The organism is Flagellimonas flava, assembly GCF_900129665.1.
GTDB lineage: Bacteria > Bacteroidota > Bacteroidia > Flavobacteriales > Flavobacteriaceae > Flagellimonas > Flagellimonas flava.
This window is the reverse complement of the sequence record NZ_FQWL01000001.1, coordinates 717,904-731,421: the sequence shown is the minus strand read 5'-3', so window position 1 is coordinate 731,421 and position 13,518 is coordinate 717,904. Positions and strand designations below refer to the sequence as shown.

The window sequence follows — 13,518 nt, the reverse complement described above, 5'->3', positions numbered from 1 at the left end:
CAAAGTAAGCTGTTTTGCCTAAAAACTTGCATTTCATCCAAAAAAATGCATTTCGTCTAAAAATGGGGTGTTGTACATCGATATTTTATACGAATATGAAAATAGCAAAGTTATAATAGTCCCAAATCAAATAATTGACCTAAACTTAGCCAATACTCATGACATGTAAGGATTGTGGTAAAGACATCGGACATGACGAACACAAAGCATCTCTAGAATCACTAGGCATTGAATTGTGCGAAAGACATAGCCGACTTATCAAAAAAATCATACTGAACAACAATACACCGCTTGAGGCGATTCATCTCTTTTATGCCTTAAAGGAAGCAGGCGCACATCCTATGTTGGAATGGTGGGATGGAAAAAAATCTGTGGACATCGCTATTTCCAGAGTGAAACTTAATATTGAGATCGATAAGGATTACAATATGATTACCCACGAACAGGCCATTAGTGACCTGGAAGAAGCCATGCATTCCTTTAAAAATGGGTTTACCACCATACGGATTCCGCATCTTGCCGTGAAGTATTACCTGAAAGATACCGTACAAAATATTTTAGGAATCATAGACGGATTAAAGGCGAATATTAAGGCTATCTAATTAGGAAACAACACTTGGTGGCCTATAGGGCTTTCCTTGTACTCCAAAATATTGATCACAATAGGATGCTCTCCAATATTCTCAAGGTCGTTGGTATAGTCCTTGCCCTTGTGTTCACGGTATTCTGTATCTCCCGGATCTAGTTTGAGCATATCTATTTTACCATTGCCATGACGGGTTAAGGCCAAGCCACCGGTGACGCAGACCCAACTGTAATTGGTATTATGTTTTCTAAAGGGAATTCGTTCTCCAGGATTCAATCTTAAGTCCCATAATTTGACATTCTCATTTTCAAATACAAGCTTATCACCAAGGGACTGGGAAATGTTTTTATGTAACAGTTCATCTATCTTCTCTTGCTCCCACGGGTCAAAATTGCCCACGGGATTCAATTCTACGCACTGCATAACCGTATGTTAAAAAGGGGTGCAAATTTACTCGCTTAAAACACATTAACACCTACAAATCAGAGTTTTAACTCAAATTTTAAATAAATATAATTTCAGCCGTTACTTTTTAGAGGATTCATGAAAACTCCTTCAAATTTCAAAGGATTCCTTATCAAGAACAGTTCATAAACTGCAATATCGGACCGGGTCTAAGCGATAAGAAATATGCCATATATCCAATAAAACCAACAGCCAACCGATTTTCTATCGTACCCATATTCTGTGAGTTATATTTATTTTCTGTTTTAACAGAGTCATTATTATGGGAAACAATCTTATCGTAAATTTCACACCTACTGGAATGATACCCACCAAGGAAATGACCCCCCATGTTCCTATTATCGTTCCAGAAATCGTTGATCAAGTATTGGAAGCGTCAGAATTGGGAATCACAATGGTGCACTTACATGCACGAGATTCGCAAACGGGCGTACCTACCTACAAGAAGGAAATCTATGGTGAAATCATTGAAGGAATTAGAAAGTATGATCCAGAGTTGGTGATTTGCGTATCGCTCAGCGGTCGCAATTTTTCTGAATTTGAAAAGCGTTCAGAGCCTTTGTTCCTTGAGGGCGCCCTTAAACCTGATATGGGTAGCCTGACACTGAGTTCGCTCAATTTCAACGCTACCGCTAGCACAAACTCACCGGAGATGATTCAAAAACTTGCCAAAACTATGTTGGAAAATGGAATCATCCCTGAATTAGAGGCTTTTGATATAGGAATGATCAATTATGCAAAATACTTGGCTAAAAAAGGCTTGATCAAGCCGCCCTATTATTTTAATCTTATTCTTGGCAATATTGCGTGTGCACAAGCCAATCTGTTAAACGCTGGAATAATGATCAACGATTTACCAGAAAAATCACTTTGGAGTTTAGCAGGGATTGGAAACGCCCAATTGAAAATGAATTCCATTGGAATAGCCATAGGCGGAGGAGTTCGAGTGGGTATAGAAGATAATATCTGGTACGACACCAAACGCACCAAATTGGCTTCAAACAATAGTTTAATAAAAAGAATCCATACCATAGCACAAGCCAATGAAAGGAAAATAATGCCAGCTTCAGAATTTAGGGCCTTAATGAACATGGCTCCAGGAAATGGTTCATATGGTTTAAAAAGATAATGTGAGTTTAGAAAAACAGAATAGGAATTACACTCTATCGTTAATTAGAAACAGGTTTAAAAACGGCTTGGTGCTTTACAGTCTGCGCAACCTTTTAACCCGGACCGGGATTGATATTGATTTATATTATTGGGTAAAAGAAGGGCATGCTGAATATGTGATTCCCGAATCTCGTGATAAAGAAACCCAATATAATTTTGAAATACTTGGAGTAAAAGATATAGAAGCTATGCGATCATTGCGAATGCGATCCAATAAATTCGAAATGGTCAAAGGGATAAAAAGAGGTCAAAAATGTGTTGCCTTCAAAGATGGTGATAAAGTAGCTGCCCTAATGTTTATTGAGTACAATGATATTATCATAAACAATAAAAAAATTCAACTTGATGAAGATGAAGCTTACTTGCTTAACATGTATACAATGAACGACTACAGAGGTCGTAATTTAGCTCCTTTGTTAAGGCACAGATCATACGAACTATTGAAAGCAGAGGGTATAACTAAAATCTTCAGTGTTACAGAATACTTCAATAACTCTTCTAGAAAGTTTAAGGAAAAACTTAATGCTGAAAATGTTTCGTTATACTTTTGCCTTGGGTTGTTCCGAAAAAAGTATTGGACCTTTAAGCTAAGGGACTTTCAAAAAAACTGAAATCACCCCAACCACCCTTCTCTATCCAAACTGCGATATTGGATGGCTTCACTGATATGAGATTCGTTAATTTCTGTTTCATTTGCCAAGTCGGCGATGCTTCTTGCTACCTTTAAAATTCGGTCATATGCCCTGGCAGATAGGTTCAATCTTTCCATAGCTCCTTTCAATAGCGTTTTCTGTGATTCGCCCAAAACACAAAACTTTCTTATTTGCTTGGTGTTCATTTGTGCATTATAGTGAACATGTCCAAATGAAGCAAAGCGTTCTGTTTGTATGAACCTTGCCATTACCACACGTTGTCTGATCTCGGCACTAGTTTCTCCCTTCGACTCATTGGAAAGTTTATCGAAAGGAACTGGAGAGACCTCAATATGGATATCTATTCGGTCTAAGAGAGGTCCTGATATCTTACCCAAATAGCGTTGCATCTCCATTGGGGAGGAAGTCACCGGGGCATCCGGGTCATTGAAATAGCCGCTAGGACTTGGGTTCATACTGGCCACCAGCATAAAACTACTGGGGTAGGTAACCGTAAACCGTGCCCTCGCAATGGTCACTTCACGATCTTCCATAGGCTGTCTCATCACTTCCAACACCCGCCGTTCAAACTCTGGAAGCTCATCTAGGAACAGTACCCCATTGTGCGAAAGTGAAATTTCACCTGGTTGCGGATAACTTCCCCCTCCTACAAGTGCAGCACTACTTATCGTATGGTGCGGATTCCTAAAAGGTCGCTGGTTCATGAGCCCAACATTTTTGACCTTCCCCACTACACTATGTATCTTGGTTGTTTCCAAAGCTTCTTGAAGAGTCATTGGGGGCAAAATAGATGGTAATCGTTTGGCCAACATCGTTTTTCCAGAACCTGGAGGGCCTATTAAAATAATATTATGTCCTCCAGCCGCTGCAATTTCCATACAACGCTTTATACTCTCTTGCCCCTTAACATCCATAAAATCGAAGTCTGGAAAATCCTGGTTTTTATAGAATTGTTCTTTCAGGTCTATAGCGGTCTTGGGCAGCGGTTTTCCCAAGTCAAAAAAATGTATCACCTCTTCTATGCTTTCCACCCCATGCACATCCAGCTTATCCACAACGGCGGCTTCCATTGCATTGACCTTGGGTAAAATAAATCCTGTAAACCCATCTTTCTTAGCTTGTAAAGCGATGGGCAATGCCCCTTTTATGGGTTGTAGTTTTCCGTCCAGGGACAATTCACCCATAATCAAATACCTGTCAACATGTTCGGACTTCATCTGCCCTGAAGCCGATAGAATACCGATAGCCAATGTTAAATCATAGGCCGAACCTTCTTTACGAAGATCGGCAGGAGCCATGTTTATGGTAATTTTCTTACCCGGAATTCTATATCCATTGTTCTGCAAGGCCGCGGCAATCCGATAGTTACTCTCCTTTATGGCATTATCCGGGAGACCCACCAAATGATACCCTATTCCTTGATCAACGTTGACTTCTACACTAATGGTTTGGGCCTCCACCCCAAATACGGCACTTCCATATACTTTTACGAGCATCTTTTACATTTAGAATCTTAAAAGTAAAATTGCACGGAAAACAAAAGTGCACTATTTGATGGTTACCCCATTTGAATTGACGAGTATACCATTTAATCTAATAACCACATTAGTTGATTGGCAAAGTCCATTAGGAATGGAAGACTTATTTAACCATAAACTGCCGAGAGATGGACACCGGATTCCCGGTTGCCGAAAAGCCTTCCAAGGTCAACAAATAAGTCCCGGAGACATCAGATGTAAACAATTCCAACTCCTCGGAGCCATCGGCTAAATCTAATTTTGGAACCCATAAAAGCTGATATCTAAAATCTGGAACCCTGTCATTTGTATTGTCTCCAGTATAGGTTTGATTAAAGTACTGTTTCTTGGGTTGAGGCTTGAACAGGTCCACATTCACAATATTCGGGGTGTAAAAACTGGAATAAAAATCGCCTTCAATAGTTTTAAAGGAGAGCACTCCCTGGAATACCTGTTGCCCTAAAATCACCTTATTTCTGGCAAAACTAATCGACTTTATTTTTTTGGCGCCGAAGTCCATAAATTCCTCATGTCTCTTTACAAAAAGGCCATCTACAAAAACCATTGGTCTCAGGTTCAAATCGGTAAATCCTTCTTCGGGTCTAATTTCAAACCAGCGGTCCCCATTGTCCAATCGTCTTACCGATACTTGGTCAACTACCTCTACAATGGTTTCCTGGATGCTATTGAAACGTGTATAGTCATCCAAATCATAATGTTCCGTATAGTTTCGGTAAAATGGTTTGGCATGCTGGGCAGGAATTATCGAGTCAGACTTCACAGCCCGGAATCCATTCTCAATTTGGTTTTGAATACTTTTTTCTAGGATCAACGCTCCCATTTCTTTGGAAAGTTTGAATTCGACCACTTGTACACCAGGGTAAGCCGCTTTGTTCTCGTCCATTCGAATCTCATAGGATCCTGAATCTTCAGCTAAAACTTGGAGCGCCGCGGTCACATTGTCATATTCTTGATCAACCACAAATCTGAACCTTCCTTGGGCATCAGAAGTGGCAACATTGAAAAGATAATCTTCTCCGGGTAATGATAGCGAAATCTTTACTTCACCAACAGGTGTCCCACCTTCTTTGTTTACTATGGTTCCTGAAATTACTTCTCCTCTTATTTCGGGAAGATTTTGAACGGTACTAGGAGCTTGGGCCGTACTTTCACGGTTCACATAATCTTTGAAAAAAGCCTGAGCCGATATTTGAGAAGGAGCGTCCATTTGGTCCAATTTTCTAACGGAAAGCCCATAATTACCATTGGCGAAATTCTCATTTTCAGTGCTAAAAGTGATGGTCAACTTCTCTCTCTTGTCAAGTTCGTTTTTTTCCAAATCAACCTTAAGCACTCCGTTTCCATTAGTCTCTTTTGGTATATTTTGATGGACACCTTGTGAAATGTTTAAGTTTGTTGTCTCCATGGTAGAATCAACCACCTGCTCTAGATACTCTGCAGGAAGTGGTTGGTAGGGGTTTATAATCTTTACATCTGATTGAAAAAAGGTTTCTTTTCCAAAATTCTTCATCCATTCAGAATAGCCAATGAGCTTATAACTTCCCGTGGTAATTGAAGTTGGCACAAAGAAATCACCATAACCCGCTCCTTTCTCAAGTCGCACCTTGTGGGTAAAAACGGAGTTCCCGTTCTTATCCACCAAGGACACGTAGGCCATTTTACTGATATGGGTAAGTTGTCGTCTACTTTTATCCAAACAGTACACCTTATATAGTAGGTGTTCCCCAGAAAACAATAAAGACTGGTTAAACTGCAAATAAACGGACTCTTGCGGAATCTTATTGCCAAGGTTTGACTGCATGGACTGACCAAAACCGGTCATTCCAAAAGCTAGGCAAGTGAACAAGGTTAAAATACTATTTTTCATAAATCAGCTATTATCGCCAAGGCGTTATTAATAATTTTATTCGGTCCAAAATTCCGGTACTTCGGGTATACCCAAAACCGTACAATCCCCGCAAATACGTGGCGTAATAATATAAGGTCCCGCAAATGGTCCCGGTTCTGGATTCGTATCTATATATTTTATCAAGTTCAAATCTACCTGATTAAATAATTTATCTTCAGGGGGAGTTGAAGTTCCGCAAGGGTCCGCGTATGGGGGAAGTGGCTCGCCGGGAAAAAAATCCTCATAATTGAAGAAAATCCTCTTTTCATGTACTGTGGAAACATCAAAAAACCCCAATACCTTTTCCTCCTTGTTGTCCCGGGAAAATACATTTCCTTCCAAAAATCCTGGCTGCGTTTCCGAAAAAAGACTTTCTTGAGCCGAAAAATTATTCAAGGTCTCATAAAAGTTATACGCTTCGAAAGATTGCACATATTGGCGCACCAAAACGCTATACCTGTGTGAAATTATATAATTATCCCTACTTATAAACCTAACCATCAAACGCTCCAGTCGATTTTCATCCAAATCTTCTGTATCCGCCAAAACAATTTGGCTCGATAAATCCGTGGTATAGCAAACCTTTTCATCCAATGGCCTTTCTGGAAACAACCAACCCCCATCTGGGTTTATCGCCAAATCCCGACCCACAAATCTAGGCGCTATAATTTTATAAGTCTCTTCGTACTCGTAGCGATAGTATCCAGAACTTTCAGGGTCACCAGAATTGCTAATAACAATTGCCATTCCATCCTCACCTAAATCCGAGGTTATACGTTCGGCATACAAGGTGTCCAATTGGGTGGAACCGGACAATCTTGCGGTGTTTGAGGTATAAGACCTTCCATTTTGAGTGGTTACGGAAAGGGTGTAATCGGTGTTGGGAACGGCAGCGAATGCCATCTCTGAACGATACGTTCCAGCTTCCCCCTCTTGAAAGTCAAATCGAGTTCCATCTGCCGAGGTGACCCACACCTGGGCGTTCTGTTCACCTTCGGGGCCCTCATCACTGAACTTATAGGTTCTGGATAATTGTATTTCCTGCTGTTTTAACTGATCCGTAATAGTGGCATTAATCACCAAGGCACTTTCAAAATCCACAAACTTTGCACTAAACTCCTCAATACAACCGTAAAAAAGTAGCGGTAGCACCATGTAAGGTATAAGTGAATATGTAATTGGCCTTTTTATCATTCAATCCAAAAATCTGGTTGTTCTTCTGGTCCCAGTACGCTACAATCCCCACAGACACGAGATACAATAAAATAAGGTCCCTGCCCAACTCGAGGCTCCGGATTATCTCCTGCATACACCCCTATGCCCGCTTCTAAAATGGGCCTTATAATACAACCTCCGGTACTGGCGATTGGCGGAGAACTTGGCTTGCAATCCTCAACATAGGGCGGCAAACGCTCCCCTGGATAAAAATCATCGTAATTAAAAAATAAGCGCTTCTCCGAAACCGAACTTGCATTGAAAAAGCCCAACACCTTTTCATCTTCATCATCTTTAGAAAAAATGTTACCCTGTAAAAACCCTGGCTGCGTCTGGGAAAGAAGACTTTCCGAGCCTGAGAATTCGTTTAGTGTCTCGAAAAAGGTATATGCGTCATTCGATTCCACAAATTGGCGTACCAAAATGCTGTATCGATGTGAAATAATATAGTTGTTTCTGTTTACAAAGCGAACCATGAAATTGCTTACCCTATCCTCATTTAGATTGGCTGTTGAGGTTAAAATAAGTGCGTTGGAAAAATCTGTGGGGTAACAGATGCGGGCATCTGTTCTATTGGGAATTCGTATTACCCCACAACCTCCTTCAGGATCGCCTATCAAGGAATCAGAAAACCATTCCGGCGCGATTACCCTATAGGTCTCTATAAATTCATACCGGTAATTTACCGAGCTGCCTGTTGGGTCAAAACTATCTATAAAAATACCCATACCATCCTGACCATCGTCGTTGATGATACGCTCAGCCCTTATGTCGTCTATTGATGTGCTGCTGGTCAGTTGTACAACCTCCGAAGCATAGCTTTTTCCATCTTGTGTGTCCACCTCTAACTGATAATCGACCCCAAATTGGGCGGCAAAAGCTTCGGAAGGAACATAAACCCCGTCCCCAACATGTTCAAAACTGAAAGTAGTCCCATCTCCAGCAATTATCCTTACGTTCGCCGTAGTTTCTGGCGAAGGTCCATCAGCTTCAAATTCATAAGTTCTTGTCAATACGATTTGGTGCAATTTCAATTCATTCGTAATGGTTCCCTCAATGACCAAGGCACTTTGAAAATCTTCAAATACCGCATTGAAGGGCTCAATACAGCCATAGCAAATTAGCATTAGAAAAATGCTGCATCTAGACAGGTATGTTTTTACCCATTTTCTCATTCAGTCCAAAACTCAGGAATTTCCGAAGTACCCAACTCACTGCAGTCTCCGCATACTCTTGTTACAATAAAAAATGGCCCCTCGCCAAGTGCCGGTTCGCCATTATCTGCGGCATAAATACCGGCTCCTGACTCTAAAATAGGTCTTAATACGCATCCTCCCGGAGATGCAATGGGCGGCGCGCTGGGTCTGCAGTTTTCAACATAAGGAGGTAGTGCCTCCCCTGGGTAAAAATCATCATAGTTAAAGAACAGTCTGGTTTCGGATACTGAACTCACGTCAAAATAACCCAAAACCCGCTCATCCTCATTATCCGTTGAAAAGACATTTCCCTGTAAAAATCCGGGTTGGGTCTGAGAAAAAAGACTTTCCGAACCTGATAGTTCGTTCAAGGTTTCAAAAAAGGTATAAGCTTCGTTGGATTGGACGAACTGTCTTACCAGAATGCTGTATCTATGGCTAATGATATAGTTATTTCTGTTAATAAACCGAACCATAAAATTACTGACCCTATCCTCTTCCAAATCTTCCGTGGAGGTAAGAATAATGGCAGTGGAGTTTTGGGTTGGATAACAGATTCGCTCATCCGTTTCATTAGGCACTTTTAAAACAGCGCAACCCCCTGCAGGATCCCCAATCAATGAAGTTGGTGTCCAAGTAGGTGCAATTACCCTGTAGGTCTCCGCATATTCATAACGATAGTTCTTTGCGCTTCCGGTTGGGTCGAAACTATCCACAAAGATTCCCATACCATCTTCTCCCAAATCATTGGTAATTCGCTCCGCCCTGACAGCGTCAATTGCGGTTGCCGCAGTCAGCTGAGCTTGGCCTGAGCCATAATTACGCCCATCTTGTGTCGTTATTTGTAGTTCGTAGTCAATACCCGGTTGTGCCGCAAAGGCCTGGGAGGAAAGGTAAACCCCATTCCCAATGTGTTGAAAATCAAAATTTCCACCATCCCCTGAAATAACATTTACCGAGGCGTTAGTCTCTGGCTCGGGTCCATCATCCTCAAATTCATAGGTTCGGCTCAACACGACTTGTTGTTGCTTTAGCTCATTGGTTATGGTTCCCTCAATGACCAAAGCACTTTCAAAGTCCTCAAACTTGGCATTAAACGGTTCAATACAGCCATAAAAAAGCAACACTGTTGCGATTATGGTCCATACCTTATATGTCGTCTTTATTGTTTTCATTCAATCCAAAATTCTGGTGGTTCCACTGTTCCAATTTCCACACAATCACCGCAAACCCTCGGAACAACAAAATATGGGCCTTGCAAATCCCCTGGGCTATCATTGTTTCCTACATATCGAACTACATTTGCCGCTACCTGAGCACTTAAAACACATCTGGGAGGAACACTCTCCGTCTGAATCTGTGGTGAGGTCGGAATACAGGGGTCCACATAGGGAGGTAAGTCCTCTCCTGGAAACAAATCTTGATAATTAATAAATATGCGATTTTCCTGAACAGATGCAACATCAAAATACCCTAACACCTTTTCTTCTTCGTTGCTGTCTGATGCTATATTGCCTTCCAAAAAACCAGGTTGTGTTTGCGAAAAGAAACTTTCGTTGCCCGAAAATTCATTGAGGGTCTCATAGAAATTATAGGCCGCATTGCTCTGTATAAATTGTCTTACCAAAATACTGTATCGATGGGATATGATGTAATTCTGGCGACTAATGAACCTAACCAAAAAATTGCTCACACGATCCTCGTTCAAATCGCTGGTATTGGTCTGGATGATGGTATTGGAAAAATCTGTGGAAAAACAAGTTTGTTCGGATACTAGATCCGGAATTATTCGGACTTGACAAAATTCTGTGGCTTCATTCTGAGGAACTACTTCCAAATCCAAAGGCGACCAAGAAGGCGCTATTATCTTATACGTTTCCTCATATTGATATCTATAGTTCACCGAATTTCCGGTTGCATCAAAGCTATCGACTAAAATGGCAACACCCTCTTCTCCGAAATCATTGGTTATACGCTCTGCCCTTACCTCGTCAATCTGGGTGGCCTGAGTCAATTCTTCGTCTTCAGAGCTATATGAACGTCCATCTTGGGTTGTGATTTGCAATTGGTACGCTGTACCGGAAATGGCAGCAAAAGGTTCCTGTGAGACATACACGCCCTGCGAACTCTCATTGAAAATATAGGTGTTGCCTCCACCAACAACCTGCACACTTGCATTGGATTCTGAGGAAGGACCATCTTGTTCAAACTCATAAGTTCTTGTCAAGAAAACCCGTTGCAGCTCCATTTTATCCGTTATAGTGGCCTCTATCACTAGGGCACTCTCAAAATCTTCAAATGTTACCTCAATGGGTTCAATGCAACCATTAAACATTAGAACTGCCAATGAGCAGCCCACATAAACGACCTTATATGTTGAGCCTCGTTCTCTCATTCTACCCAAAAATCTGGAACTTCCACGGATCCAAGTTCTAAACAATCCCCACAAATCTTCGGCACTATAAAATAGGGTCCTTCCAAATCTCCAGGGCTATCATTGTTACCGGTATAACTCACCAAACCAAGTTCTATCTGTGTTCGCAACACACATCTTGGTGGCTCTCCATTAGCAATAAGGGGCGGGGCGTTTTGCACACATGGGTCAATGTAGGGAGGCAAATCCTCCCCCGGAAACAAATCTTCATAGTTGAAAAACAGACGTTCCTCTTGCACTGACGCCACATCAAAATAACCTAAAACCCGTTCCTCTTCGTTGGTATCAGACGATATGTTTCCTTGCAAAAATCCAGGTTGGGTCTGCGAAAAGAAACTATCATTTCCCGCAAACTCGTTTAGAGTTTCGTAAAAACTGAATGCCGCGTTGGACTGTACAAACTGTCTCACCAAAATACTGTAGCGGTGGGAAATGATATAGTTTTGTCGACTTATAAACCGTACCCTAAAATTGCTAACACGGTCCTCGTCCAAATCACTGGTATTGGTCTGGATGATGGCTTTGGAAAAATCGGTGGTAAAGCAAGTTTGCTGTGAAACAACATCGGGAACAACGCGCACCTGGCATAACTCCGTCGCTTCAGCCAAAGGAACGGGTTCCAACTCTTGGGGAGACCAAAACGGTGCAATAATCCTATACGTCTCCTCGTATTGGTACCTGTAGTTTACGGAATTCCCTGTAGGATCAAAACTATCAACCAAAATGGCAACTCCCTCTTCCCCAAAACTGTTTGTGGTTCTTATCGCCTTGACCTCATCTATCTGGGTTGTCTGGGTAAGCTCCTCTTCCTCGGAACTGTAGGATCGACCATTCTGTGTATTGATTTGAAGTTGGTACGATGTGTTTGGTAAAGTTGAAAATGGTTGTTCTGATAGATAAACCCCTGGAGAACTCTCAGCAAACACATAAGTATTACCACCCCCAACTACCCTAACATTGGCATTGGATTCTGCAGAAGGCCCATCATCCTCAAATTCGAAAGTGCGGGTCAAAAAGACGCGCTGCACCTCCATTTTATCGGTTATGGTCGCTTCAACAACTATGGCACTCTCAAAGTCTTCAAAGGTTACATCTATCTGTTCTATGCAGCCCTGAACAATAAAGCTCAAGATTGTTAAAAACAGTATACTCTTTATTTTATTTTCTCTTATCATTCCGACCAAAAATCAGGGGTTTCATTCGATCCCAATACCGTACAGTCCCCACATTCCCTAGGTACCACCAAATAGGGTCCCTCTTCAAAAGGTGGATCAGCATTAACATCAAAATAACTTACTTGACCTGCGTCTACGAGCGCACTTAAAATGCAGCGAGCTCCTCCTTGACTAATTAGCATGGGGGCTATTGTGCGACATGGATTTACGTATGGAGGTAAGTCCTCGCCTTCAAAAAAATCTGAGTAGTTGAAGAAAATCCGTTGTCTATCCACAGCACTTACATCAAAATAGCCCAATACTTTTTCGTCGGTATCTTCCCTCGAAAACACATTGCCCACCAAAAAACCAGGCTGGCTCTCCGAGAAAATACTTTCAGTACTTGAAAATTGATCTAGCGCACTAAAGTACGCCGCTGCTTCATCCGATTGGGTGTACTGTGTCACCTCAATACTATATCGATGGGATATAATGTAGTTGCTTCGGTCCATAAAACGCACCATAAACCGTTGTACGCGGTTCTCATCCAGACTTGCCGTATTGGCCAGAATAATATCATTGGAAACGTTGGAAGCAAAACAGATTTGGTTCTGAACTGTTTTCGGGATGATGTCCACCCCACATTCAATTCCAGTACTCAGTAAATCAAATGCATTCCATTGTGGAGCGATTATTTTATAGGTTTCCTGAAACTCATACCTGAAATTCGGTGAATTGCCAGAGGCATCAAAGCTGTCCACAAAAATTGCGATTCCATCCTTGCCCAAATCGCTGGTTATGCGGTCGGCATATACACTTTCCAAAGCCACTGCATCTGGTAACGAAGCACTTTGGGATTCATAGAAATTGCCTTCCGCAGTCTGAACATTAAGCACATAGGAACTTCCAGGTTGGGCAGCAAAAGGTTGTTGGGAGCGGTACTCCCCATCCTCCATTTCCGTAAAAATGATAGTATTAGTGCCATTCTCAACAATGGTAACCTGAGCTCCACTAACTGCTTCAGGTCCTTCTTCTTCAAACTTATAGGTTCGGGACAGGTAAACTGTCTGATGCTCATTTTCATTAGTAATGGTGGCATCAATAACTATGGCACTGACGAACTCCCCCGTTTCAGCATCAAAAGGGTCTATGCAGGAGGTAAACCCAATGGATCCTCCCACTAAAACTATCCATATGCTCCTTGCTAACGAGCGCATGT

At 41.7% G+C, this 13,518-nt stretch carries 12 protein-coding genes; 3 read left to right on the top strand and 9 right to left on the bottom strand.

Features of this window, described 5'->3' with window-relative positions:
* Positions 1–158 precede the first annotated feature (158 nt).
* The gene (locus BUC10_RS03345) at positions 159–602 is read left to right on the top strand and encodes a hypothetical protein (protein WP_073176467.1); all 444 of its coding nucleotides are present in this window, start codon (positions 159–161) and stop codon (positions 600–602) included.
* Here the strand turns inward: BUC10_RS03345 and BUC10_RS03340 are convergent.
* The gene (locus tag BUC10_RS03340) at positions 599–1,009 is read right to left on the bottom strand and encodes a hypothetical protein (protein ID WP_073176466.1); all 411 of its coding nucleotides are present in this window, start codon (positions 1,007–1,009) and stop codon (positions 599–601) included. The genes BUC10_RS03345 and BUC10_RS03340 overlap by 4 nt on opposite strands.
* Before the next feature lie 304 nt (positions 1,010–1,313).
* Here BUC10_RS03340 and BUC10_RS03335 point away from each other — a divergent pair, with 304 nt between their 5' ends.
* Together BUC10_RS03335 and BUC10_RS03330 are read left to right on the top strand one after the other, a co-directional pair.
* Positions 1,314–2,180: a beta-keto acid cleavage family enzyme gene (locus BUC10_RS03335; protein ID WP_073176465.1), complete on the top strand. Its 867-nt coding sequence runs from the start codon at positions 1,314–1,316 to the stop codon at positions 2,178–2,180.
* A 1-nt stretch (position 2,181) separates the two neighbouring features.
* Positions 2,182–2,832, top strand: a complete 651-nt coding sequence (locus tag BUC10_RS03330; protein WP_131819036.1) for a GNAT family N-acetyltransferase — start codon at positions 2,182–2,184, stop codon at positions 2,830–2,832.
* A gap of 2 nt (positions 2,833–2,834) precedes the next feature.
* Here BUC10_RS03330 and BUC10_RS03325 read toward each other — a convergent pair whose 3' ends face one another.
* From BUC10_RS03325 to BUC10_RS03290, 8 genes are all read right to left on the bottom strand, one after another.
* Positions 2,835–4,370, bottom strand: coding sequence for a YifB family Mg chelatase-like AAA ATPase (locus BUC10_RS03325; RefSeq protein WP_073176463.1), 1,536 nt, complete (start codon positions 4,368–4,370; stop codon positions 2,835–2,837).
* Positions 4,371–4,515: 145 nt separating this feature from the next.
* Positions 4,516–6,279 carry a hypothetical protein gene (locus BUC10_RS03320; protein WP_131819035.1) on the bottom strand — a complete coding sequence of 588 codons (1,764 nt, stop codon included), beginning with the start codon at positions 6,277–6,279 and terminating at the stop codon, positions 4,516–4,518.
* 36 nt (positions 6,280–6,315) lie between these two features.
* On the bottom strand, positions 6,316–7,455 hold the full coding sequence (locus BUC10_RS03315; RefSeq protein ID WP_165614848.1) for a DUF4249 domain-containing protein: 1,140 nt from the start codon (positions 7,453–7,455) through the stop codon (positions 6,316–6,318).
* A 35-nt stretch (positions 7,456–7,490) separates the two neighbouring features.
* Complete coding sequence (locus tag BUC10_RS03310) at positions 7,491–8,642, bottom strand: DUF4249 domain-containing protein (protein WP_165614847.1); 1,152 nt, start codon at positions 8,640–8,642, stop codon at positions 7,491–7,493.
* A gap of 44 nt (positions 8,643–8,686) precedes the next feature.
* Positions 8,687–9,886, bottom strand: coding sequence for a DUF4249 domain-containing protein (locus tag BUC10_RS03305; protein WP_073176459.1), 1,200 nt, complete (start codon positions 9,884–9,886; stop codon positions 8,687–8,689).
* Positions 9,883–11,106 (bottom strand): DUF4249 domain-containing protein, encoded by a 1,224-nt coding sequence (locus BUC10_RS03300; RefSeq protein WP_084732520.1) that lies wholly within the window; start codon positions 11,104–11,106, stop codon positions 9,883–9,885. Before BUC10_RS03300 ends, BUC10_RS03305 begins: the two co-directional genes overlap by 4 nt.
* Positions 11,103–12,320, bottom strand: a complete 1,218-nt coding sequence (locus BUC10_RS03295; protein WP_073176457.1) for a DUF4249 domain-containing protein — start codon at positions 12,318–12,320, stop codon at positions 11,103–11,105. Before BUC10_RS03295 ends, BUC10_RS03300 begins: the two co-directional genes overlap by 4 nt.
* On the bottom strand, positions 12,317–13,516 hold the full coding sequence (locus tag BUC10_RS03290) for a DUF4249 domain-containing protein (RefSeq protein WP_084732519.1): 1,200 nt from the start codon (positions 13,514–13,516) through the stop codon (positions 12,317–12,319). Before BUC10_RS03290 ends, BUC10_RS03295 begins: the two co-directional genes overlap by 4 nt.
* Positions 13,517–13,518: the final 2 nt, after the last annotated feature.